At 69.4% G+C, this 23202-nt stretch carries 26 protein-coding genes and 1 pseudogene; 9 read left to right on the top strand and 18 right to left on the bottom strand.

The window, feature by feature from the left end:
- Positions 1-18: 18 nt before the first annotated feature.
- From B0293_RS07905 to B0293_RS07915, 3 genes are all read right to left on the bottom strand, one after another.
- Complete coding sequence (locus B0293_RS07905; protein WP_005163584.1) at positions 19-1017, bottom strand: NADP-dependent oxidoreductase; 999 nt, start codon at positions 1015-1017, stop codon at positions 19-21.
- 100 nt (positions 1018-1117) lie between these two features.
- Positions 1118-1552 carry an SRPBCC family protein gene (locus tag B0293_RS07910; protein WP_005163574.1) on the bottom strand — a complete coding sequence of 145 codons (435 nt, stop codon included), beginning with the start codon at positions 1550-1552 and terminating at the stop codon, positions 1118-1120.
- Between the two features lie 216 nt (positions 1553-1768).
- Positions 1769-2665, bottom strand: coding sequence for an ABC transporter substrate-binding protein (locus B0293_RS07915; RefSeq protein WP_005163572.1), 897 nt, complete (start codon positions 2663-2665; stop codon positions 1769-1771).
- A 173-nt stretch (positions 2666-2838) separates the two neighbouring features.
- On the opposite strand from B0293_RS07915, the gene B0293_RS07920 reads away from it, so the two are divergent.
- Both B0293_RS07920 and B0293_RS07925 read left to right on the top strand, forming a co-directional pair.
- Positions 2839-3525, top strand: a complete 687-nt coding sequence (locus B0293_RS07920) for an ABC transporter permease (protein WP_052014542.1) — start codon at positions 2839-2841, stop codon at positions 3523-3525.
- A complete protein-coding gene (locus B0293_RS07925) occupies positions 3522-4238 on the top strand; it encodes an ABC transporter permease (protein ID WP_005163568.1) in 717 nt (238 codons plus the stop codon). The genes B0293_RS07920 and B0293_RS07925 overlap by 4 nt, the downstream gene beginning before the upstream one ends.
- 9 nt (positions 4239-4247) lie before the next feature.
- Here the strand turns inward: B0293_RS07925 and B0293_RS07930 are convergent, their stop codons facing one another.
- From B0293_RS07930 to B0293_RS07955, 6 genes are all read right to left on the bottom strand, one after another.
- Positions 4248-5441: a transporter gene (locus tag B0293_RS07930; protein WP_245192028.1), complete on the bottom strand. Its 1194-nt coding sequence runs from the start codon at positions 5439-5441 to the stop codon at positions 4248-4250.
- 100 nt (positions 5442-5541) lie between these two features.
- Entirely contained in the window at positions 5542-6963 is a 1422-nt protein-coding gene (locus B0293_RS07935) for an aromatic amino acid lyase (protein ID WP_005163563.1), read from the bottom strand.
- Complete coding sequence (locus B0293_RS07940; RefSeq protein WP_005163561.1) at positions 6960-7514, bottom strand: YbaK/EbsC family protein; 555 nt, start codon at positions 7512-7514, stop codon at positions 6960-6962. Before B0293_RS07940 ends, B0293_RS07935 begins: the two co-directional genes overlap by 4 nt.
- Before the next feature lie 14 nt (positions 7515-7528).
- Positions 7529-7822, bottom strand: a complete 294-nt coding sequence (locus B0293_RS07945; protein WP_005163559.1) for a DUF2516 family protein — start codon at positions 7820-7822, stop codon at positions 7529-7531.
- A gap of 84 nt (positions 7823-7906) precedes the next feature.
- Positions 7907-8590, bottom strand: a complete 684-nt coding sequence (locus B0293_RS07950) for a hypothetical protein (protein WP_005163557.1) — start codon at positions 8588-8590, stop codon at positions 7907-7909.
- Positions 8587-9000: a helix-turn-helix domain-containing protein gene (locus B0293_RS07955; RefSeq protein WP_085939717.1), complete on the bottom strand. Its 414-nt coding sequence runs from the start codon at positions 8998-9000 to the stop codon at positions 8587-8589. Before B0293_RS07955 ends, B0293_RS07950 begins: the two co-directional genes overlap by 4 nt.
- 151 nt (positions 9001-9151) lie before the next feature.
- On the opposite strand from B0293_RS07955, the gene B0293_RS07960 reads away from it, so the two are divergent.
- Positions 9152-10282 (top strand): methyltransferase domain-containing protein, encoded by a 1131-nt coding sequence (locus B0293_RS07960; RefSeq protein ID WP_005163555.1) that lies wholly within the window; start codon positions 9152-9154, stop codon positions 10280-10282.
- On the opposite strand, the gene B0293_RS07965 is transcribed toward B0293_RS07960, so the two are convergent.
- From B0293_RS07965 to B0293_RS07975, 3 genes are read right to left on the bottom strand one after another with little or no spacing between them, the layout of a single operon-like run.
- Entirely contained in the window at positions 10247-10903 is a 657-nt protein-coding gene (locus tag B0293_RS07965; RefSeq protein WP_005163554.1) for an AAA family ATPase, read from the bottom strand. The two genes, B0293_RS07960 and B0293_RS07965, sit on opposite strands and share 36 nt — an antisense overlap.
- Positions 10904-10905: 2 nt before the next feature.
- A complete protein-coding gene (locus tag B0293_RS07970; protein ID WP_077241269.1) occupies positions 10906-11283 on the bottom strand; it encodes a TFIIB-type zinc ribbon-containing protein in 378 nt (125 codons plus the stop codon).
- A 33-nt stretch (positions 11284-11316) separates the two neighbouring features.
- Positions 11317-11685: a VOC family protein gene (locus B0293_RS07975; RefSeq protein WP_005163549.1), complete on the bottom strand. Its 369-nt coding sequence runs from the start codon at positions 11683-11685 to the stop codon at positions 11317-11319.
- 93 nt (positions 11686-11778) lie between these two features.
- Here B0293_RS07975 and B0293_RS07980 point away from each other — a divergent pair, with 93 nt between their 5' ends.
- Entirely contained in the window at positions 11779-12246 is a 468-nt protein-coding gene (locus B0293_RS07980; RefSeq protein WP_005163545.1) for a CGNR zinc finger domain-containing protein, read from the top strand.
- Positions 12247-12513: 267 nt separating this feature from the next.
- On the opposite strand, the gene B0293_RS07985 is transcribed toward B0293_RS07980, so the two are convergent.
- Complete coding sequence (locus tag B0293_RS07985) at positions 12514-13812, bottom strand: DUF445 domain-containing protein (protein ID WP_005163543.1); 1299 nt, start codon at positions 13810-13812, stop codon at positions 12514-12516.
- Positions 13813-13841: 29 nt separating this feature from the next.
- Between B0293_RS07985 and B0293_RS07990 the strand changes: the two genes are divergently transcribed.
- Complete coding sequence (locus B0293_RS07990) at positions 13842-15005, top strand: pyridoxal phosphate-dependent aminotransferase (protein WP_005163542.1); 1164 nt, start codon at positions 13842-13844, stop codon at positions 15003-15005.
- 15 nt (positions 15006-15020) lie between these two features.
- Here B0293_RS07990 and B0293_RS07995 read toward each other — a convergent pair whose 3' ends face one another.
- Positions 15021-15512 carry an RNA polymerase sigma factor gene (locus B0293_RS07995; RefSeq protein ID WP_005163540.1) on the bottom strand — a complete coding sequence of 164 codons (492 nt, stop codon included), beginning with the start codon at positions 15510-15512 and terminating at the stop codon, positions 15021-15023.
- Between the two features lie 383 nt (positions 15513-15895).
- Between B0293_RS07995 and B0293_RS08000 the strand changes: the two genes are divergently transcribed.
- Positions 15896-17008: a hypothetical protein gene (locus B0293_RS08000; RefSeq protein WP_005163538.1), complete on the top strand. Its 1113-nt coding sequence runs from the start codon at positions 15896-15898 to the stop codon at positions 17006-17008.
- 444 nt (positions 17009-17452) lie between these two features.
- Here B0293_RS08000 and yczR read toward each other — a convergent pair whose 3' ends face one another.
- The gene (gene yczR, locus B0293_RS08005; RefSeq protein ID WP_005163535.1) at positions 17453-18907 is read right to left on the bottom strand and encodes a MocR-like transcription factor YczR; all 1455 of its coding nucleotides are present in this window, start codon (positions 18905-18907) and stop codon (positions 17453-17455) included.
- Between the two features lie 61 nt (positions 18908-18968).
- On the opposite strand from yczR, the gene yczE reads away from it, so the two are divergent.
- A complete protein-coding gene (yczE, locus tag B0293_RS08010) occupies positions 18969-19595 on the top strand; it encodes a membrane protein YczE (protein WP_005163532.1) in 627 nt (208 codons plus the stop codon).
- 340 nt (positions 19596-19935) lie between these two features.
- On the opposite strand, the gene B0293_RS08015 is transcribed toward yczE, so the two are convergent.
- Positions 19936-20460 carry a Clp protease N-terminal domain-containing protein gene (locus B0293_RS08015; protein WP_005163528.1) on the bottom strand — a complete coding sequence of 175 codons (525 nt, stop codon included), beginning with the start codon at positions 20458-20460 and terminating at the stop codon, positions 19936-19938.
- The gene (locus B0293_RS08020; RefSeq protein WP_004559389.1) at positions 20460-20669 is read right to left on the bottom strand and encodes a sigma factor-like helix-turn-helix DNA-binding protein; all 210 of its coding nucleotides are present in this window, start codon (positions 20667-20669) and stop codon (positions 20460-20462) included. The genes B0293_RS08015 and B0293_RS08020 overlap by 1 nt, the downstream gene beginning before the upstream one ends.
- 61 nt (positions 20670-20730) lie before the next feature.
- Between B0293_RS08020 and B0293_RS08025 the strand changes: the two genes are divergently transcribed.
- A complete protein-coding gene (locus B0293_RS08025) occupies positions 20731-21504 on the top strand; it encodes a protein phosphatase 2C domain-containing protein (RefSeq protein WP_005163516.1) in 774 nt (257 codons plus the stop codon).
- 134 nt (positions 21505-21638) lie between these two features.
- Positions 21639-22109, top strand: a pseudogene (locus B0293_RS08030) (DUF998 domain-containing protein); the annotation flags it as partial.
- 78 nt (positions 22110-22187) lie between these two features.
- Here the strand turns inward: B0293_RS08030 and B0293_RS08035 are convergent.
- Positions 22188-23192 carry a D-cysteine desulfhydrase family protein gene (locus B0293_RS08035; RefSeq protein WP_005163512.1) on the bottom strand — a complete coding sequence of 335 codons (1005 nt, stop codon included), beginning with the start codon at positions 23190-23192 and terminating at the stop codon, positions 22188-22190.
- Between the last annotated feature and the right edge of the window lie 10 nt (positions 23193-23202).

Below are 23202 nucleotides of genomic sequence, written 5' to 3' on the forward strand. Positions count from 1 at the left end.
GCGCCCTTCGGCCCGGGGTCAGACGCGGACGAGCATCTTGCCGGTGTTCGCCCCGTCCATCAGGTCCAGGAAAGCCTGCGGCGCGTTGCGGATACCGTCCACAATGGTCTCGGAGTACTTGAGCTCGCCGGAGGACACCAGCGGCGCGACCTCCTTGACGAACTGCGGCTGCAGCGCGAAGTGGTCGCCCACGAGCATGCCGCGCATGGTGAACCGCTTCGCGATGATCGACGCGAGGTTGCGCGGCGCCGCGGCCGGTTCGGTGTTGTTGTAGACCGAGATCATCCCGCAGATCGCCATCCGGCCGTGCAGGTTGATCGAGTCGATGGCCGCTTCGAGGTGCTCGCCGCCGACGTTGTCGAAGTACACGTCGATGCCTTCGGGCGCCGCCGCGCGCAGCTGCTCGATGACCGGGGCGTCCTTGTAGTTGAACGCCGCGTCGAAGCCCAGTTCGTCGGTCAGCCACTTGACCTTGTCGTCCGTGCCCGCGCTGCCGATGACCCGCTTCGCGCCCTTCAGCTTCGCGAGCTGCCCGACGACGGACCCGACGGCGCCCGCCGCACCGGACACGAAGACGGTGTCGCCCTCCTTGAACTCCGCGACGTCGAGCAGCCCGGCGTACGCGGTGAGCCCGGTCATGCCGAGGACGCCGAGGTATGCCGTGACCGGCGCGGCCTCGGGGTCGACCTTCACCGCGTGCTTGGCGTCGACGACGGCGTGCGAACGCCAGCCGAGGCCGTGCAGCACGATGTCGCCCGGCCGGAAACCGTCCACGGTGGACTCGAGCACTTCACCGACGGCACCGCCGTGCATGACCTTGCCGACCTCGTACGGCTCGGCGTAGGACTTCGCGCTGCTCATCCGGCCACGCATGTACGGATCCACGCTCAGCACCTGGTTGCGGACCAGGATCTGCCCGTCGCCCGGCACCGGGATCTCGACGTCGGCGATCTCGAAATTCTCCAGCGTCGGGACACCGTGCGGACGGGAGGCGAGCCGGATCTCGATTGCGTTCACGAGGTAACTCCAAAGTCTGTGGCCGAAGCGGGGCGATCGCCCCGTATCCATGCCCGGTACAACGGGCTAACCGGGGCGACCATTCCGATTGTGGTGAGCGCTACACGACCTCGGCGAGCTTGCCGAGCACTCCCTCGTAGATCCGCTTGAGCCCGCCGGGCGCGAAGGTCTTCTCGAAGAAGCCGCCGATGCCGCCCGCGCCGTCCCAGGACGTCTCGATGCGGACGAGGCTGCCCTCCGGCACCTCGTGGACGGTCCACGTGGTGACCATGCTGGAGTTCGCGTCGGTCTCGACGTAGGTGCCTTCGGACGGCTCGGTCACCGTCGCGGCGACGTCCCGCACGCGCTTCGACGTCGCTTGCAGCTTCCAGCTCGCCTTCGTGCCCGCGCCGACGCCGCCTTCGGTGACCTCGTAGTCGCGGTAGTGCTCGGTCAGCAGCTTCGGTCGGGTTTCGGCGTAGTCCGCGACGAGCGCCCTGACCTTGTCCGCCGGCGCTTCGATGGTGCGCTCCGCGATGGCCGTGACCTTTCCCATCCCACTCCCTTTCACCCGTGTTGCAAGACAGCGTCCACGATTCCACCGCCGTGCGCAGGAGGAGTGAGCGCCCCCTCGGGCGGCACCGCCTGGTGGGAAGGCGACGTTGCGAAAGCCACTTTCGCAACGTTGAAGGTTGCGAAAGTGGCTTTCGCAACACACTCCAGGCCAGGACCGAGGGAATCCCCGAGTGTCGCGACCGGCCCCAGGTACGGGCTAGATGAGGGACTTCTCCTTCAGCCAGTCCTTCGCGACGTCGCCCGGCTTCTCGCCGTCCGAGTCGACGCGCTTGTTCAGCTCACGCAGCTGCGCGGTGTCGAGGGCCTTGCTCACGGCGTTGACGGCGGCCGCGAAGTCGGCGCCGCGCTCGTCGAGGACCTTCTTGTTCACCGCGGGCACGACGTTCTCGGTCGGCACGATGGCGAGGTCGTCCTCCAGCGCCACGAACTGCGGGTCGCCGACGAGCGGGCTCACCGAGTCGACCGGGATGACGGTGACCTTGCCGGACCGCAGCTGCTCGACGCGCGGGCCCGCCTCCTGCACGGTCTGGAAAGTCGCCTTCAGCTTGTAGACGTCGGTGAAGCCCTTGAAGCAAGGAAGCCGCTCCGCGCACTCGGGCGCGCCCGCGACGACGACGTTGTCGACCTTGGACAGGTCGCTGATCTTCGCCAGCCCCTTCTCCTTGGCGAGGTCGGCCTTCACGATGTAGGTGTTCTTGTTCTCCGCCGGCGACTGCTCCAGCAGGCCGATGCCGTCGGGCTCGAACAGCTTCTTGAGCTGTTCGTGTTCGCCCGCCGCGTCCTTCGCGGCTTCCTTGCCGAATCCGGTGCTGATGGCGGCACCCTGGTACTCCGGGACGAACTGGAGCTCACCGGACTTGAGCGCCGGGTAGATCAGCTCGCGCGAACCGAGGTTCAGCTTCCGGGTGATCGGGTAGCCCTTGGCCTCCAGCGCGTTCGCGTACAGCTCGGCGAGGATCACGCTGTCGGTGAAGTTGAAGGAGGCGACCACGATCGGCGCGCCGCCCTTGCCCTGCGCGGCCGGGGCCGCCGCGTCGTCGCCACCCCCACAGGCGGTCATACCGAGGACGGCGGCGGCCAGCACCGCGCCCACTCGAACATTCCGTGTCCAGCGCACGTGCACACTCCTATGACTCGTTCAGAGGAATGAACCGTATCCCTGGGTCACGACAGAATCCACATATTGAGAGTTGCGCCCCGTGCGCTCCCAGAGAACGGAATCGGGCCGTCCGAACGGGGTAAGGTCGGCCGGTGCGAGCATCCTCCGTGTTCCCCGTATCCGCCCAGGGCGGACGGCCGCTCTTCGAGTGGCGGTGGGTGGACCGCCATCTCGACGAGATCTTCGAGCGGCTCGGCGAGCACATCACGCTCACCGCGGCGGCGCTCGCCATCGGACTCGTGGTGTCGATCGGTGTTTCCGTGGTTTCGCTGCGTCGCCGGTGGTTCTACGCCCTCGCGCTGGGCGCGGCGGGTTCGCTGTACGTCATCCCGAGCCTCGGCGCCTTCGCCGTACTGGTGCCCTTCACCGGCCTGACGTCCTTCACCACCGCGGTCATCCCGTTGGCGACGTACACGTTGCTGATCCTCATCCGCAACATCGTCACGGGTGTCGAACAGGTGCCCAAGGAAGTCCGCGAAGCCGCGATAGGCATGGGTTTCACGCGGGCGCGGTTGCTGTGGCAGGTCGAACTGCCGCTCGCGCTGCCGGTGGTGGTCGCGGGGCTGCGTGTCGCGGCGGTGACCACGATCGGCCTCGTGACGGTGACTTCCATGCTCGGCAAGGGCGGGCTCGGATACTTCATCCGCAACGGGATCCAGACCGCGACGCCGAACCCGACGTCGATCATCGTCGGCGTCGGACTTTCCGTGGTGCTCGCCGTGGCGGTGGATCTGTTGCTGTGGCTCGGTGGGCGCGCGCTCGCGCCGTGGTCGCGGAAGGCGGCGTCGCGATGAGCATCATCGACCAGACCATCGAGTGGTTCGGCGAGCCGAACCGCTGGAGCTGGACCGAACCGGCGGGCGTGCCGTACCGGACCGTCGAGCACCTGCAGTTCTCCTTGGTGGCGTTGGCGATTTCCGCCGTGCTGACGATCCCGCCCGCGCTGTGGCTCGCGCACTACCGCCGCGCCCAGTTCCTCGCGACGAGCGCGGTGAACATCGGCCGCGCGATCCCCAGCTTCGGACTGGTGATCCTGTTCTGGTTCCTGGCTTCCCGGCTCGAAGTCGACACGACGTTCTGGCCGCTGATGCTCGCGCTGGTGGCACTGGCGCTGCCGCCGTTGTTCACCAACACCTACGCGGGCGTCATCCAACTGGAGCAGGAAACCGTCGACGCCGCGCGCGGAACCGGTTACCGCGAGTGGCAGATCATGCTGCGCCTGGAGTTGCCGCTCGCGTCGCCGGTCATCCTCGCGGGTGCACGCGTCGCGTTCCTGCAACTGGTGGCCACCGTCGCGATCGGCGCGATCGTCAACGACGGCGGCGGACTCGGACGGTACATTGTGGACGGTTTCGCGCTCGGGGAACCGGGCCACGGCGAGATCCTGGCGGGCGGCATCGCCGTCGTCGTCCTGGCTTTGGTGTGCGAGGGCGTTTTCGCGCTCATCACGCGTTGGGCGACTCCGCGCGGGCTGGCGATCCAGTCCCGCGCGGAGGCCCAGGCCTGACCCCTGGTTCTAGTCGAGAATCCAGATCCAGTACTGATCACCGTCGAGGATGTGGTGCCGGCTGATGAAGTCGTTCACGGTCTGCTCCATCGCCAGGAAGACACTCTCGGCGACCGGTTTCACGGCGAAGGCCCCGCCTGCCGAGTGCCCCGGATAACGGCCCGCCCCGTCTCTCGTGCTGTTGAACGGATACGCGGCGCACTTGAGAACCGTCCCGTCCGGACCGGTACGCCAGTCCGGGCCCCACCGCGCCGCGCAATATCGCTCGGAGACCGTCTTGTTGGCTTCTTGAGCCGGCTGGTGGTTGGTTCGCGTGAGCGGATGGGTACGCAACGCCAGGATGTCGCCAAGCCACCCCGGAATGTAATGACCTACCGCGCTGCCGGGATAGGCTTCCTTGATATTGCGGCGGATCGCGTCGGCCACCAGCCGCCCGTAGTCCGCGGCAGCCGGTTCCTGAAGATCCACGAAGAACAGGGCCGGCCGTTGGAAGACGCACTTGCTTCCTCGGACGTAGTCGGCGTCGTCGCACCGCGCTTCGGCCGAGAGGACCGGCGCGTTCTCCACCACGCCGTTCTCGCCCTCGACGAACAGGGTCCGGCCCAGCTTGTACCAGGTGCGCTTCTCAGCCTGGATCTCCGGCGACTCCTTGGGATCCGGGACGTCCTGGCCGCGCATGGTGAACACCGTGTTCTCGACGGGCTGGGCCTTCCACTCCGCGATGCTCTTCGAGATCTTGGCTTCGGGCACGTCGCAGTCCGCGGTCCCGGTGGTGTACTTCGCGGCGCACGTCATGGTGGCGCCGAACCGCGTGGTGTCGGGCAGGCCGCGGAGGGAGGAGAACTGCATCCGGTGGCCGATGACGACGCGGCGTTGCCCAGGTTCCATGTTCCGGGTGACGACCACGAACACGACCGCCTCGCCGACGAGCGGACAGGCCTGCTCGGGGCACGCGTACCGCTTGTAATGCAATTGCGTGATCTGACAGGTGGAAAAACGATTCTTGAAGTACCCGTCCGCCGGATTAGGGCGACTGAGATAACATCCGTCGAAAGTGACGGGCTCGGGTATGTTCCGGTCGGTGTGCGGAAGGGGATACCCAGGCGGTGGCGACTCTTGCGGTATCGCCAAAGGTGTTGCGAGAGCAGCGGTTTGTGTCGCGCTCGCCATCGAGCCGATGAGCAGGACCAGCGTGGAGATCATGAGCGCGACGCGCCCAGGTCTTCGGTGATTCATGGGTGTCCCCATTCTCGAAAACACTGTGGACCACCAAGATTAAGGAGCGCCGACACCGGGATCGCCGTCAGAACGGCCCAAATCCCCCGGCGGTAAACGCGGCGACGAGAGCAGTCACTTCCGGCCCCAATGACCGATCCCCGGCCACCGGCGGCACCAGTTCCCGCAGCCGCTCGTAAGCGGGCCGGAGTCCCGGCGCTCCTTCCCCGGAAGCCAGCCACCGCGCCTGCGAACCCGTGATCAGCTCGCAGGCCGTGATGGCGGACATCCGCGCGCAGGCGTCGCGGAGCTGATTCCCCGCCGCCCACGCGAACGCCTGCACGTCCTCCTGTCCGGCGGAAGTGTCGACGGAGCCCAGCGTCGCGGGCGTGACCAGCCGCCGCAGCGCGTGCAGCTCCCCCACCGCGCGTTTGTGCAACGGCGTCAACCCCGCCTGCGATCCCGGATCCGCCGCCAACTGCGCGGGCAGACCGCTGAATCGCTCGTCCAGCATCCGGTGCGCCCGCTGGACGCTCACTTCGCCGAGATGCGCCAGCGCCGCCGTCGCCGCGTCCATCCGCAGCCCGAGTTCGACGGCGTGGAAACCCGTCGTGGACACGAATTCGCCGTCCAGGAACGCCGGCGAGTCGGTCGGCATCGAGCGGCGCAGGACCTCGTCCAGCTCGTCGGCGACCCGCGTCACATGGGCGATCGCGCGCGGCGCGACCCGGACGGAAACGGGCGCCTGCACGACCTGCGGCCGTTCGGCGGAACCTCGGATCAGTTCGCTCACCGCGGCCAGGACCGCCCGGAGAACCTCGTCGTCCCCCGCCAGCGAAGGACGGTAGATCGCTTGCGGCGCACCGAGAACGTCGATCGCGATCGCCGCGGCCAGCGTCTGGATTTCCACGAGCCGCCGGACCTCGGTGAGCGCGAACGCGGCGAGCGTCTCGGCCAGCGGCGAGCCCTGGATGAGGGTCGCGCCCTCCTTGAGGCCGGGTTCGTACGGCTTCGCGAGTACCTCCGACGCGGGCGTCTCGACGCCGTCCACCAGCACGGTCCCGACGCCGAGAAAGGTCTGGAAGGCGTGCGCCAGCGGGATGATCTCCCCGGCACTGCCCAGCCCCGTCCTCGGCACGGCGGGCGTGAACCCGTCGTTGAGCCGGCCGACGAGGAACGTCACCAGCTCCGGGCTCGCGCCCGCCTCCGGCGCGAGCAGATCCCGCAGGCGCACCAGCAGGAGCCAGCGCACCTCGCCGGGCGAGAGCCAGGGCGGGCCGCCGACGGCCCGGCCGATCAGCAGGTTCCGCTGGTGCGCGGCCGACGCGTCCACCGCGATCCCGGCGAGCCGCCCCATGCCGGTGTTCACGCCGTAGACGGGGCGGTCGGTCAGCGCGCCGAGGACGCGGGCGCGGTTTTCACCGAGCCCCGCCAGCAACGCGGGGTCGATCTCCAGGAAGGCCGCTTCGAACGCCGAAGCCAGCGAGAAGTCCTTTGTGGACAGCCTCACTCGACGGGACGGGCGAGGTCGTCGATCACCTCGGCACCGGGGAGCGAGGCGAGCGCCGAACCCGAGATCAGCAGCTTGCTGCCGCGGATCCCGCTCCCGATGATCAGCTCGGGCTCGTCGGCGACGCGCCGGTCGATCAGGATCGGCCACGACTCGGGCAGGCCGACGGGGGTGATGCCGCCGTACTCCATGCCGGTGATCGAGACGGCCTCGTCCATCGGGGCGAAGGACGCCTTGCGGACGTCGAGACGGCGTTTGATCACGCCGTTCACGTCGGCGCGGGTGGTGGCGAGGATCAGGGCGGCGGCGAAGCGGACCTCACCGGCGCGTTTGCCGGCGACGACGACGCAGTTCGCGGACGCGGAAAGCGGGGAGCCGTACGCCTCGCAGAAGGCGGCGGTGTCGGCCAGCTCGGCGTCGATCTCGGCGACGCCGAGGGCGTCGGGATCGGGCAGGGCGGCGAGGGCCTTGGCGACGGGCTCGGCGAGCAGGTCCGTACGCGACGGGGCGGGGACGACGGTGAGGCTTCCGGCGATGGTCCAGTCAGTCACAGGACCCACCCTAATCACCAGTTGCGGCCGCCGCGTTGCACCTCGATCAGCTTGGGGCGGACGTCGACGAGGTAGACCAGGACCGCGACCAGGGCGGGCAGCCAAAGGATCATGCCGCCGCCGTAGAACTCGAACAGGACCATCACGACGGTGGCCCCGCCGGTGATGAGCATCCAGATGGGTTTGGTCTTGCGATCGGCGGCCGAGTACGCGTCCGAGCGCTGACGCAGCGCGTGCACGAACGCGAACAGCCCCGTCAGTGCGCCGGCCCAATGGATGGCGATGAGGATCCAGGTGGCAACGAGCACGAAGCCAGCTTACGTCAAACCGGGCGAATGACCCGGGCCCCCGGCACCGAAGCGGTGCCGGGGGCCCTGGGAGTTCGCGCGGACCTACTTGTCGGTCGTCTTCGGCGCGGTGGCCGGCTTCTTGGCGGCCGCGGTGGTGCTGGTGCGGCGCGCGGCCGGGGAGGTGGTCTTCGGCGCGGTCTTGTTGGCGACCTTGCGCGAAGCCGAGCGGGTCTCGTGCGCGAGGTCGTCGCCGATCTCCTCGACCTCGTCGGCGATCTCGCCGGCGACCTCGGTCACCTTGCGGGCGGTCTTCTCGCCCACCGAGCGGGTGCCCTTGGTGACCTTGCCGAGCACGGTGTCGATGCGCTCACGGGCGTCGGTGGTCACGTCCTCGACGCGGTCCTGCGCGGTGCTCAGCGCCTCTTCGAGCTGCTCGATGGTCTTCTTGACCTGCGGCTGCGCGGCGAACTTGTCCCACGCCTGCTCACCGGACTCGGCCAGCTTGTTGTACAGCTTCAGCGCGGCCTCGGTGTACTCGTCGATGACCTTGCGCAGCTCGGCCGGGTCCAGCTTCTCGCGGAGGCCCTCGACGTCGTGCGGGAGCTCCTCGATGTTCTTGCGGGCGGCCTCGCCGCTCTCGACGACACGCTCCTTGGCCTTCGAGACGGCGTCGACGACGGCCTGGCCCGCCAGGTTGCCGGCGCCGAGCGCGGCCAGCAGCGGGGTGCGGACCTGGTCGAGGGCGGTGTGCTTGCGTTCGGTCTTGGTGGTCGTGGCCGTGGTCATGCTGTCTCCTTGGATTCGGCTGCGGGGTCTTCGGGTTTCGCGTCCGCCGCCTGCGTCGGCTTCGCGGCGGCGTTCTCGCGACGGAACGATTCGTAGACGTCGAGCAGGACCTGCTTCTGCCGTTCGGTCAGCTCGGTGTCGGCGCGGATCGCGTCGCCGACCGGGCCGCCCGTGGGCAGATCGAGGATTCCCGCTTGCACGTAGAGCGCCTCGGCCGAGATACGCAGGCCCTTGGCGATCTGCTGCAGGATCTCCGCGCTGGGTTTGCGGACCCCGCGCTCGATCTGGCTCAGGTACGGATTGGACACTCCGGCGAGTTTCGACAGCTGCCGCAAGGAGATCTTCGCGTTGCTGCGCTGCTGCCTGATGTACTCGCCGATGTCGGAAGCGATGTCCGCGACCTTCTCCATCGGTCCGCCCGATGCGGGCTGATCCCGGTTGGTGTCTGACATCGGTCACCTCCTCGCGACGTCTTCAACGCTACGCGCGAGTGCTAGCTATTGCAAGCACTCTGCTTGCAACCATCGGGTGTGTCGGTGCTCACCCGGCTACCGTGGAGGGATGTCGAACGCGACGCGGCTGCGGCGGCGCCTGGTCGGGCATCTGCTCGGCGAGGGGGTGCTGCACGACGCGCGCTGGATCACCGCGTTCCGCACCGTGCCGAGACACGTCTTCCTGCCGCGGTTCTTCGTCCCGGCGGCGAACGGCTGGGCCGCGATGGAGACCGGCGACGACAAGTGGCTCGCCCGCGTCTACTCCCCCGACGTGCTGGTCGTCCAGCTCGACGACGATTCCGGGCTCTGGGAACGGGCCCGTTATCTCGGCGCGCAGCCGGGGACGCCGACGAGTTCGTCCAGCCAGCCGACGATCATGGCGATCATGCTCGAAGAGCTCCGGGTCGCCGACGGGAACCGCGTCCTGGAGATCGGCACGGGCACCGGCTACAACGCCGCCCTGCTGTGCCAGCGGCTCGGCTCCGGGCTGGTGTACACAGTGGACATCGACCCGGATCTGGTCGACGCCGCGCGCAAGCGGCTCGCGGAAGCCGGATACGCGCCGTCGTGCGCCGCGGGCGACGGCGCCGAGGGCTTCCCGGCGGGCGTGCTCTACGACCGGGTCATCTGTACGTGCTCGGTGTCGTCGATCCCGCCCGCGTGGCTGGAACAGACGGTGCCGGGCGGGCTCATCGTCACCACGCTCAACCGGCCGATCGGCGGCGGGCTCGTCCGGATCGTCGCGGGCGAAGGGGCGACCGGCCACGGACGGGTACTGGCGCGCGACGGTCGCTTCATGCCACTGCGCGCGCACCGCTTCAAGCCGTCGAAGGTGCCGGAAGGCGACGTCGTCTGGCGGCCGACGCGGCTGCCGATAGGAGTGATCACGGAGGTCCGCAGCCGCTTCGAGTTCTTCGCCGGGCTTCAGCTCCCGGGTGTGGCTGCCCTGCGCGAAGGCGGGATCACCGCGTTGGTCCATCCGGACGGCTCATGGATACGGCACCGGCAGGCAGGCGGCGGGTTCGAAGTGGCCGAAGGCGGCCCGCGGCGACTGTGGGAAGGCGTCGAAAGCGCGTACGAGGAGTGGCTCGATCTCGGCCAGCCGTGGCGAGACCGGTTCGGGCTCAGCCTCGACGGCGAGGAGCAGGTGATCTGGCTGGATTCACCCGACGGCCGCACTTGGCCCTTGTGTCCCTGAAAGCAGGCTTCGCACCCAGGTCTCGACGTGGTCGACGGCGGCGTCCACCGGGAGGTGGGTGGTGTCGAACACCTCGACCGGCGGAGCCATCGAGGGCGCTTCCCGTTGCAGCCACTCGTTGAACTCCAGCATCTCCTCGACCCGCTCCTCGTCCCACTCGCGCCACGCGGGCCGCGCCAGCAAACGCTTGCGGAGGGCTTCGGGCTCGCTGACGAGCGCCAGGTAGTGGATGTCGGAGAAGAAGACGCGCTCGGGCAGCCGCTCGAACTCGGGCGGCGCGACGGTGCCGCAGAGCACGACCGGACGGCCGTTCTGGTGCAGCATCGCCGCCATCCGCAGCCAGGTCGAGCGGAACGCGGGATGACCGGGGACGTCGTCGCGCAACGCCCCGGTCCACAGCACGTCCTGCTCGACCACGAGCGCGAGGTCGCCGAGACGGCGCGCCAGCAGCGGCCCGACCGTCGACTTGCCCGCCCCGCTCGGCCCGGTCAGCGCGAACAACGGGAGCCGCCGGAACGGCCACCGGTGCGCGCATTCCGCGCACACCAGCAGCCCGCTCTCGACGTGTGGCCGTTCGGCGCGATCACCGCAGGCCGGGCAGATCTTGAGATCGAGGACCACGGTCAGTCGAAGAGGCCTTCGAGGAAGCCGCCCTTGCGACGCTTGCCGTGGTGGCCGTACCCGTGCGGGGAGTCCGCGTAGCCGCCGCGGTATCCCTTGGGCGAGTCGGCGTAACCGCCCCGGTAGCCCTTCGGGGAGTCGGCGTACCCGCCGCGATGCGGCCGCGGGGAGTCCGGACGGCCGTAGTGCGGCGCCGGCGCGTGCCCACCTCCCTGGTACGGCGGAGGCTGGTGCCCGCCGTAGTACGAGTTCTCGGCACCGGCGATGGCCTCCAGTTCGCCCCTGTCCAGGAAGATGCCGCGGCATCCCTGACACTGGTCGATGTGGATGCCGTTCTTGTCGACGGTCTTCATGGCGTTCTGGCACTTCGGACAAATCACGTATCAGAGATTACGCATTTTTCTCGTCCGAGGTCAGCAGGCGCACAGGCAAAACGGGTGTCCGGCCGGATCCGCGTACACCCGGAACGTCTCCGGGGAGTCGTCCAGCAGCTTCGCGCCGATGGCCAGCGCGCGCTCGTGGGCGGCCTCCATGTCGGTGACGTCGAGGTCGATGTGCGCCTGCTGCGGGTTCTCGGCGGACGGCCAAGCGGGCGGGCGGTAGTCCGGCACGCGCTGGAACGAGAACCGCGCACCGCCCTGGGGATTCCGCAGCGTCACCCAATGGCCGTCTTCGGCGACTTCGGCCGCCTTCCAGTCGAGCAGCTCGCGGTAGAACTCCGCCAGCGCGACCGGGTCCGGGCAGTCGAGGGCCACCGCGCCGAAGGTCGGTACCGCACCCATGGTCCATCCTCCAAGACGATCGAGTAACCAGTGAACCGAGTATGCGGGTTATCGGAGCCGATGACAACAGGTCTCGCCCGTACACTGTGCGAGGTGAACACCGACGCGTCCCTGGTGGTCGAGTTTCTGAACACGGTGAACGTCGAGCACGGCACCGACCTCTTGGACGATCTGGAGCCCTGGCAACGCTGGGCGCGCGATCACCGGCTGCGGGCGGACACCCCCGCGGCCGCGCGCGAAACCCGGGACGCGCTGCGGGCGGCCATCGGCGACCCGCGACTGCCCCGGCTCGGCCTGCGCGCGCCGGCGGAGATCGTCCTCGGCCCGGAAGGCCCGCTCCTCGTCGCGGAAACGGTCAGCGAAGCGGTGATGGCGGCGTCCACCCGGCTGACCGTGCTCGGCGAGTGGATCCGGCTCAAGATCTGCCCGGCGGACGACTGCCTGTGGGCGTTCTACGACGAATCGCGCAACCGGTCGAGGACGTGGTGCTCGATGCGGGCCTGCGGGAACCGGGAGAAGGCGCGGACCTGGCGGGCGCGGACGGCGGACATCTCGACCTGAGGCGGGACGCCCCGGCGGACGACTCACGTGATTGGAGGGACGACACGCGTGATCAGGTGGACGACACTTGTGATCTGGCGGGCGTCCGCACCTATCCGGACCCGAATGACCACAACTTCTGGGGTCACCCACCCCCGAGTTACCCCCAGGGGTTGTGCACAGCGTTAGGCCAAAGACGTGAAATGCTGTGGATAACCCTGGGGATGACTCCACTTCCTGTGGACAACTCCGGGTGAGGCCTCCGGAGTGTGGTATATGCGCCGAGGCTCAGAAGAGCAGCTGCGCGACCGCGTAGATGACCAGACCGGCGAGCGCGCCGACCACCGTGCCGTTGATCCGGATGAACTGGAGATCCCGGCCCACCTGGAGCTCGATCTTGCGCGAGGTCTCCTCGGCGTCCCAGCGCTCCACGGTGTCGGTGATGATCGTGGTGATCTCCTTGGAGTAGTGCGTGACCACGTAGGCCGCCGCGCCCTCCACCCAGGTGTCCACTTTGGACCGGATCTGGTCGTCGGAGACCAGCCGACCGCCCAGGGTCTCGAGTCCGGTGCGCACGCGGCGCCGCAGCTCGCTCGACGGGTCCTCGGCGGCGTTGAGCAGCATCTCCTTCGCCGTCGCCCACGCCGAGCCGATCAGCTTCTGCACCTCGTCGTGCCCCAGCATCTGGGCTTTGACCTGCTCGGCGCGCGCCATCACCTCGGGGTCGGTCTGGAGGTCCTGGGCGAACTCGCCGAGGAACTTGTCCAGCGCCAGCCGCATGGGGTGGTTGACGTCGGTCTTCACCGCCCACACGAAGGACAGGACCTCGCCGTAGACCTTGTCCGCGAGCATCTCGTCGACGAATTTCGGCGACCAGCTCGGCGCCCGGTCCGAGACCACGCGCAGCATCGTCGTGTGGTTGTCCCGCACCCATTCGTAGGCGCGGTCGCACATCAGGTCGACCAGCTTGTGGTGCGCCCCGTCGGCGAACACGCCCTCCAGGATCTTGCCGAGCGGCGGGCCCCACGGCTTGTCCACGATCCGCTTGACCACGGCCTGTTCCATGATCGCCTGGACGTCTTCGTCGCGGAGCACCTTGACCGCGGCGCGCACGACGGTCGCCAGCTCGGACGTCACGCGTTCGGCGTTCTTCGGCTGCGAAAGCCAGCCACCGAGCCGCTTCGACACCTCGACCCGGCTCAGCTTCTCGCGGATCACGGACTCGGACAGGAAGTTCGAGCCGACGAAGTCACCGAGACTGCTGCCCAGCGCGTCCTTCTTGTTCGGGATGATCGCCGTGTGCGGGATCTTGATCCGCAGCGGATGCCGGAACAGCGCGGTCACCGCGAACCAGTCGGCGAGCGCGCCGACCATCCCGGCTTCGGCGGCGGCACGGACGTAGCCGACCCAGCCCGGCCAGCCCGCGGCCTCGGCCCAGCTGGTGAGCAGGAAGATCACCGTCGCCCCGAGCAGGAACGACAGCGCGACCATCTTCATCTTGCGCAGGCCGCGGCGCTTCTCCTCCTCGGCGGCTGTTCCACCTGGCGGATCGGCTGGGGTCACCTTGGCGGGCGTCAGTTGCTCCACACCACCATTGTCCGTGAGGATGGCTGATCGTGCGCGAACCTGTCCTAGTACCCCGCCTCCAGCCCTTCACGTCGACCATCTTCACGGAGATGACGGCACTGGCCGTCCGCCACGAAGCCGTCAACCTCGGCCAGGGTTTCCCCGACACCGACGGACCCGCCGGGATGCTCGACGCCGCCAAGAACGCGCTGTTCGGAGGCGCGAACCAGTACCCACCGGGTCCGGGACGGCCGGAGTTGCGCGCGGCGATCGCGCGGCATCGCCGCCGCTACGGCATCGAGTACGACGCCGACACGGAGATCCTGGTCACCGCCGGTGCCACCGAGGCCATCACCGCGTCGCTCATCGCGCTGACGCAGGCGGGCGACGAGGTCATCGTCATCGAGCCCTACTACGACTCGTACGCGGCCGCGGTCGCCATGGCGGGGGCGGAGCGGCGGGTCGTCGGCCTGGTGGAACGCGACGGCCGGTTCGCGCTGGACATCGAGGGCCTGCGCGCCGCGGTGACCGGCCGGACCAGGGCGATCCTGATCAACTCGCCGCACAACCCGACCGGCACGGTGTTCACGCGCGCCGAACTGGAGGTCGTCGCCGCGCTCTGCGTCGAGCACGACCTGATCGCGATCACCGACGAGGTGTACGAGCACCTGGTCTTCGACGACGCCGAGCACCTGCCGCTCGCGACGTTCCCCGGCATGCGCGACCGCACGGTCTCGATCTCCAGCGCGGGCAAGACGTTCAACTGCACCGGCTGGAAGATCGGCTGGGTCTGCGCGAGCCCGGATCTGGTCGCGGCGGTGAAGGCGGCGAAGCAGTTCATCACCTTCGTCTCGGGCGGCCCGCTCCAGCCGGCCGTCGCCCACGCGCTGGACCACGAGGTGCCCTGGGCCGAGGAACTGCGCACGAGCCTGCAGGCCAAACGGGACCGGCTCGCGGCCGGTCTCGCGGAGGCCGGGTTCGCCGTCCGGCCGACCGCGGGGACGTACTTCATCTGCGCCGACGTGCGTCCGCTCGGCTTCGAGGACGCCGGGGAACTGGCCTGGCAGCTCCCCGAACGGGTGGGGGTGGCGGCCGTGCCCGTAAAGGTGTTCACCGATCACCCGGAAGAGTGGAAACATCTGCTGCGGTTCGCGTTCTGCAAGCGCAACGAGGTCATCGACGAAGCGGTCACCCGATTGCGCAAACTCCAGTGACTCGTCCGATGTCCTTCACGCCCAGCCGCCCTTTTCGAGCGCGCGTCTGAGCCGGTCGAGGCACCTTCTTCGCAGCCTGCCCACACTGGCCGGACTGATCCCCAGCTCCCCCGCGAGCTGCGCGTAGGACAGTTCCGGCCGGTGTGCGAGCAGCCACATCAGCCGCCGGTGGACGTCCGGCAGGAGATCGACCGCCGCCCAGAGCGCGCGGCCGAGTTCGGCGCGGACGACCTCGGCCTCCGGGGTCGAACCGGCGGCCGGGTTCGGCTCGGCGGCCGGGACCGGGCGCGGATTTTCACGCCTGTTCCTGGTGATCATCCGGACCGCCCGGCGCCGCGCGGTGGTCGTCAGCCAAGCCCTGAGTTTCGCTTCGTCGCGTAGCGCTCCCGGCGCGCGGAGCAGTTCCAGCCAAGCGTCCTGACAGACGTCCCTGGCGTCGGATTCGGTCAGGCGATAGGTCTTCAGCGCGCCGAGCACCGCCGCCGAAACCGCTTTCACGTCCCACATCCCGGACTCTCCTCTCCAGACGGCCCGCGACCGCCACGTCGATCACCGAACGCGACTTGGACGGCACACACCGCAGCAGGGATCCGGAAAAGGTCAGGTCATCGCGGATTTGAGTAGTTCCACCCGGACTCGGATGGCCGCCGGGCACACACCGAGAGTGATCAACTTCGGTACTCCATGCACCGGAGCCGGTTGCGTCGTTCCGCCTAACGGGCTGGATCAGCGGCGGCTGAGATGAAACACTCCCCTCCGGTGCTAAAACTGGTGCAGCCCCGGGGGAACTGCGACCTGACCGGAAGAGACCCCAAGAAAGATCGAACTCACGCGGAGAACGTGGGTTTCAGGCGCGGACGGTGGTGATTGCTGTGAGTGGTGCGGCAGTCGTGTCCCGTCACGGCCTCACCTTCCCGAAGACCGGCGCGCGAATTCTTTTCGCGGGCGGGCTCGCGCTCACGGGATGGCTTCTCGGCGCCGTCCTGTCCACTCCGGCTTCGGCCGACGAGCAGACCCCCGTGACGCCGGAGACCTCCGTGGTCCAGCCCGCGAATGAAGCGGGATCCGGGAAAACGGCTACACCGGAGGAGTCCACTTCGGACTCCAGCGCGACCGGGACCACGAAAGCCGCCGATACCACCGAAACCCCGAAGACCGAATCCCCGAAGGAAGAGCCCGCTCCCGTTTCGGCCAAGGAGCCGGCCACGGAGCCCGAGGCCGCGTCTTCCGAGAGCACCGTCGAGGAAAAGGCCGTATCGAACGCGAGTTCCGTCGAGAAGTCTTCTTCTCCGGAACCGGAAAAGAAGACTTCGAAGCCTCAGGCGTCCGGCGGTTTGCTGGGCGGCCTCCTCGGCGGCGTGCTGAACCTCGTCACGAACACGGTCGGCGGGGTCGTCGAAACCGTCGGCGGGGTCCTCGGCGGAATCAGCGAGCACGTCGTCGAACCGATCGTCAAACCGGGTCCGTGCTGCGGATCGAGCAATCCGGGGCTCCTGCCGGGCGCCGGCGACGTGCTCGACCCCGTCTTCGGCGGCGGCTCGGGCCAGTCGGCGGGCGGCTCGGTCACCATCGCCGTCCCGGCCAAGACCGCCACGACGCCCGCGTCCGAGCCGATCACGCCGGACCCGCGTCCGTTCGTCCCCGCCACGCCGCCCACCCCGGCGCCCGCGGTCCAGAACCACCGCCTCGCCGCGCTGCCCGTGCAGCTCAAGACCGACCCCAAGCCTGCTCAGGCCGGGCCCGCCGCTTCCGACACGCACGCGTCCCCGGACGGCGGCGGCTCGGGCGGCGGCGGTGGCCTGCCGAACACCCCGGCGACCCCGGTCGCGCCCACGACGAGCGCGCAGCCAGGGCACGACCACTCCGGCGGCGGCCGCGGGCCGCTCGCCGTGCTCGACTCCGGAATGCCCGCCACGCAGCTGAAGCTCATCGGAGCCGGTTGCGACCACGAAGGCGAGCGCACCGGCCGGGAAGCCGCGCTTCCGGCCACCTCCCCCGACTGACCTGACCGGGTCGCCGGGGAGAACCACGTCCAAACCAAGATCAACTTCGGGTTTCGACGTCCTCTGAAGTCCTCGGCCTGAGTCCGCTTTCGCCTGCCCTCGTTCAGGTATCCCCCTGTCTTCCCGAACGGCCGACCGCGCCCGGCCGGTTCGGATCCCGGTCCCGGCGCCGCGCTGCCCCGGCGGCGCCGGGACCAGCACCGGGTGGACTCCGGGGGCTTCTGCTCACCGCGCCGAGCAGGAGCCGGCCAAGCTCGAAGTCCACCTGAACCGCGGGCGGTTCCCGGCACGTCGAGGGGCTGTGCCGGGTAACCGCCGCGGTGCCCGTCCCGAGATTTCGGTCTCGGGGCGGGCCGGATAGCCGGTGCGCTGGTCGTGCGGCGCCGATGCCCTCCCTGGAGCATCGGCCGCCCCGCCGGCGCACCGGCTATTTCCGTTTCCGGGTCAGGTGACCTGGACGGTGACCGGGGCGGCCGTGGCGGGGGTCGCGGCGACCGAAGCGGCGGCCGCGCCCAGCCGTCGCACGGCCTCGAACAGCCTGTCGGCCGGGAGCGAGTACGGCAGGCGCAGCCAGCGCTCCAGTCCACCGTGGACACCGAACCGCGAACCCGGCGCCACCTGCACTCCGTGTCCCGCCGCCGCGACGGCCAGGCGTGTGCTCATCGGCTCCGGCAGGCGGCACCACAGCGAAAGCCCGCCGGGCGGCACGGTGAACGTCCACTCCGGGCAGTACCAGTTCAGCGCCCCGGTCAGCGCGTCGCGCAGGGCCAGCGTCTCCTCTCGACGGTGCGCCAGCGCGGCCCCGCCGTCGTCCAGCAGTTCGGCGAGGACGAGTTGCTCGAAGACCGGCGATCCCAGGTCGACGGCGAACCGGGCCGCGATCAGCCTGCCGACGACGTCCTCGGAAGCGCGGATCCAGCCGAGCCGCAGTCCGGCCCAATGCGACTTCGACGCCGAACCGATCGTGATGCCGAGGTCGCCCGCGAACGCGCCCAGCGGCGGCGGCCCGTCGGCCGGATCGCCCTCGAGGTCCAGTTCGACCAGGGTCTCGTCGATGATCGCGGGCGTCCGCGCGCGGCTCAGCGCGGCCGCGAGCCGCTCCCGGTCGGCCGCGTCCATGCGCAGGCCCGTCGGGTTCTGGAAGTCCGCGACGAAGTACGCGAGCCTCGGCGCGGACTGCCGCAGCGCGGCCTCGATTCCGACGACGTCCCAGCCGGTGGCCGGGTCGAGCGGCACCGGCACCGGAATGGCGTGTGCGGCGCCGATGGCTTCGAGCGCGTTCGGATACGTCGGCTGCTCGACCAGCACGCGGTCGCCGGGGCCGGCCAGCATGCGCAGGACCTGTACGAACGCGTGGTGGGCGCCGTTGGTGATCATCACCTGGTCGGCGTTGGTCGGCAGGCCGCGTTCGGTGTAGCGGCGAGCGATCCGCTCACGCAGGATCCGCAGGCCGCGCACGTGATAGCCGTTCTCGCCGAGGTGGTCCACCAGCGCCTTGCGCGCGGCGTCCACGGCCGGGACCAGACCGGGGATCGCGGGCGGGCAGGCCTGGGCGAGGTCGATGAGGTCCTCCCCGGACGGCAGGATCGTCTCCCGGCCCCTGCCCCCGGGAGACGCGATCCAGGACCCGGCCCCGCGACGGCTGGCGACCAGCCCGTCGGCCCGCAGTTTGTCCAGCGCGGCGCCGATCAGCGTGCGGCTGACTTCGAGGGCGTCGGCCAGCTCGCGTTCGGCGGGGAGTTTCGTGCCGAGCGGGAGCCTTCCGTCGAGGACGAGCAGCTCGACCGCCGCCGCGAGATCCGCGGCACCGTGTCGAGAACCACTCTGCCGCCAACTCCCCAGCAAAATGGCCAATTTCGAGCCTGAAACGCGTCCAGTCAGCGGGATCAGCGGTTCCATAAGACCAATTGTTCCAGATTGGTCATGGTCAAGGTAGCCACTTACCCCTGATGGTGCATCCGTGGCACTCAAACTCGACCTCAAACCCGTCGGCATCTCCCACGACACCACCCGCCGTTCGATCCAGCTCGTCGGCGGGCTCGCCCTCTACGGCGGCAGCATGGCCATGCTGACCAGGTCGGGGCTCGGCCTCGACCCGTGGGACGTGCTGCACGAGGGCCTGATGAAGCTCACCGGCCTGTCGTTCGGCACGGTCACCGCGATCGCTTCGGTCCTGGTGCTCCTGCTGTGGATCCCCCTGCGGCAGCGGCCCGGGATCGGCACGCTCGCCAACATCGTGGTCATCTCGCTGACCGTCGACCTGGTCCGGCTGTTCCTGCCCGAGCAGGACGTCCTCGGCTGGCAGATCCTCAACCTGGTCGCCGGTGTCGTGCTCAACGGCCTCGCCGCCGCGATCTACGTCGGGGCGCGGCTCGGCCCGGGCCCCCGCGACGGGCTGATGACCGGTTTCGCGGCCCGGACGGGCAAGTCGATCCGCCTCGTCCGGACCCTCATCGAGATCACCGTCCTGACCGCCGGCTGGCTGCTGGGCGGCACCGTCGGTGTCGGCACGGTCCTCTACGCGCTGGCCATCGGACCGCTGACGCAGGCCTTCCTGCCGTACGTCGTGTGGCGTGAGCGGGCCTGACGGGTCGCCGCCGGGATGGTCGGGCATGTCGCGAAAGCTGTGTGTGGAGGATTTGGGACGGTGAACGTCCTGGATCCTCCACGCTCGGTCTCGTTGATGAGGGATTCGCGACGCTGAACGCCCTAAATCCTTCATCAACGGGGGAGGATTCCGGCCGTTGAACGTCCGGAATCCTCCCCCGTGACGTCGTCTGCCACCGGTCGTGACCGGCGCGATCTTGATCAACGGAGGATCGGGGACGTGGAGTGTCCCGGATCCTCCGTTGATCAAGCTCCGAAGCTGGGCGACACCGAGCGACGATGCGGGAGTGACGAACCCCCACCATCCCGCGGTCCGACGGTCAGCTGGCCTCGCGTTGCTCCACCAGGCGCCGTACGGCCAGGTAGTCGATCCCCCGCTGCGCGAGGACGTCGGCGGCCACCCCGGGAAGCGCCGTCAGCGCGAGCAGGAGGTGCTCGCCTTCGATGCGCTTGCTGCCGACTTCGATGGCTTCGCGAAGGCTCTTCTCCAGTACCTTCTTCGCGTCCTGCGTGAAGGGCCGGTGCCCGCGCCCGCCGCGCTGTCCCCCGGTCAGCGCGCCGGGCCCGTGCGTCTGCTCGACCCGCTCGACGATGTGCTCGACGTCGATGCCGAATCCGCTCAGGGCTTCGACGTCGGCGTCGCTCATCCCGCCCCGGCGGCGGACGCGGCGGAGGTCGTCGGCCAGTTCGTCCGCCGGGCAGCCCAGGGTGGTGAGCACGCCGGCGTGCCGGGCGAGGGACGTCAGCAGGTGCAGCGGGTCGACGTTCGCGGACCCCTCGTCCGAAGCGACCCGCTGCGCCCCCATGACGACCTCGCGGAGTTCGGTGGTGAACCGTTCGAACATCAGTGCCTCCCGTACTTCTTGTGCACCGCTTGCCTGCTGACCCCCAGCTCGGCCGCGATCTCCTGCCAGGACCAGCCGTGCACCCGCGCGCTGCGGACCTGCACGGCCTCGAGTTGTTCCAACAGCCGGCGCAAGGCGGCGACGGCGCGCAATCCCACCCGGGGATCGCGGTCGCCGGCTCGCGCGGCCAGATCTGTCGCTTCGGTCATGACGTCAACCTACGTTGACATCTCGCCCGCGTCAACCTCAGTTGACAGTTAGGGTCTGGCCATGGTCGAAATCGCAGTGGCGGAAAGGGACGGAGTAGGCGCGGACGGAGCATCGCGCCCGACCGAAGACCACGTCGCCGTACTCGGCAACGCCGTGGTGGTGCTCGACGGGGCGACCGCGCCGCGACCGGATCTGCCGTCCGGCGGCTGGTACGCGAGCCTGCTCGTGCGCAGCCTGTCGCGGGCGCTGACCGCGGAACCCGAGGCGGATCTCGCGGTCCTGCTGGCCGGGTCGATCGCCGACGTCGCGGGTCGTGAAGGTCTCGAACCGGGACGATCACCGTCGAGCACGGTCGCGATCGCGCGCTGGACAGACGACACCGTCGACGCGCTGGTGCTCGCCGACAGTCCCATCATCGCCTTCGGCCCCTCCGGCGCGGACCCGCTTACGGACGACAGGCTGGTTTCGCTCCGTGACAGCGGGCAGCTTCGCACAGGGGCCGACGTCCGCGCGAAACGCAACGCGCCGGACGGCTTCTGGGTCGCCGAAGCGGAACCGAAGGCGGCCGACGAGGCCGTCCGCCGCAGCTGGCCGCGTTCGGAGGTCGAAGCCCTGCTGCTGGCGACGGACGGGGTCGCGATCGGGGTCGACGAGTACGGCCTGTTCGGCTGGCCGGAGGTGCTCGCCCTCAGCCGCGAGCGTGGTCCGGACGCGGTCCTCGACGCGGTGCGCACGGCGGAGAAACAGGACCCGGACGGCGCCCGCTGGCCCCGCGCGAAAAGGCACGATGACCAGCTACTGGTACTGGTCGAGCTAGGGGTAGCCCCAGGGTAGAACCGGGGGCTTCCCGGATCGGAAATCCACGCCCGCGCGAGCAGGCTGGACGCATGACGTTTCCCGGGGAGAGATCGCGGGCCAAGCCTTGGCTCATCGCGTCGGTCGCGGCGATCGGCTGGGCGCTGGTCACCATGGTGGTGCTGCACCTGATCAGCTCACGCGATCCGGTGTTCGACACGTTGTCCAGCTACGCCTACGTCGACCGCGGCACGGGCATGCTCGGGGCCAGCGTGCTTTCCCTGTCGATCGGCTCGCTGACCGCGCTCGGCGCGCTGGCCGCGGCGGGCATCCCGCTCAGCCGCACCACGAAACTGCTGTTCGTGCTGTGGTCACTCGGACTGGCGGCGGCCGCGATCTTCCCGGCGAGCTACCCCGAATACCCGGACCCGGTCAGCGGCGAGATCCACCTGTACGCGTGCCTCATCGCGTTCCTCAGCCTGCCCGCCGCCGGGTTCACCCTGCGCGACAACCTGCGCGGCACCCCCGCGGCCCGGCAGATCGGCCGCCTGGCTTGGGGCAGCGCGGCCAGCCTGATCGTCTTCGGGCTCAGTTTCATCTTCGTGCGCCTGGCCGACATCCCGTTCTTCAAGACGCTGACCGACATCATGCCCGTCGGTGTCACGCAACGGCTTTCACTGGTGGTGCACGTGATCCTGATCGCCGGGATGCTGAAAGTCGCGTCAGCGGCTCACCGCGTCGGTGAACTCAGGGGCGTAACCGTAGAGACCGGGCAGTCCTCCCGTGTGCAGGAAGACAACGTGCTCGTCGGCCGCGAACTGGCCTTCGGCGGCCCACTCGACCAGCGCGGCACCCACCTTGCCGGTGTACACGGGATCGAGCGCGATCCCTTCCGTGCGGCCGAAAAGCCGTATCGCGTCCCACGTCGCGGCGGTCGGGATCCCGTAGCCGGGGCCGATCGCGCGGTCGTCGATGTGCAGACCGTCGAGTGACGGCGGCTCGGTTCCCAGCAGCACGGAGGCCGCGATGGTGAGATCGGCCAGGTTGTCCAGGGCTTCGTCGACCGGATGACTGACGCAGGCGATGTCCAGTGTCAGCCAGTCGAGGTCCGCCGTCCCGACGACGAGCCCGGCGGACGTCCCGCCGCTGGCGTGCGGCGCGACCAGCCTCGCTTTCGTGACTCCCCGCTCGGCGAGTTGCCCGGCGATCTCGCGCGCGGCCACCACGTAGCCGAGCGCGCCGACGCCGTCGGACCCGCCGACCGGGAACGTGGCCACCTTGCGGCCCTCGGCCGCGGCCTCGGTGATCAGCCGGTCGTAGGTCCTGCCGGTCTCCTCGCCGTCACGGCAGACGTGCACGTTCGCGCCGAAGAGATGGTCGAGGGAGACGTTGCCGGACCGTTCGTACGCGTCGCCGTCGCGAGGGACCTTCGCCGTGAGCACCAGTTCGCAGCGCAACCCGAGCTTCGCGCAGGCGGCGGCGGTCTGGCGGCCGTGGTTGGTCTGCAGCGCGCCGAAGGTGATCACCGTGTCGGCGCCGTTCTCGATCGCCGCGCCGAGCAGGAATTCGAGTTTGCGCAGCTTGCTGCCGCCCACGCCGAGCGGATGCACGTCGTCGCGTTTGAGCAGCAGGTTCGGCAGACCGAGGGCCTCGCCCAGCCGGGGCGCCGGATGCAGGGGCGTCGGATGGCCACCGAGGTCGACGCGGGGGAAGCGATCCAGGTTCATGCAGGTCACG

Source organism: Amycolatopsis azurea DSM 43854 (assembly GCF_001995215.1).
In the GTDB taxonomy this organism is placed as follows: domain Bacteria; phylum Actinomycetota; class Actinomycetes; order Mycobacteriales; family Pseudonocardiaceae; genus Amycolatopsis; species Amycolatopsis azurea.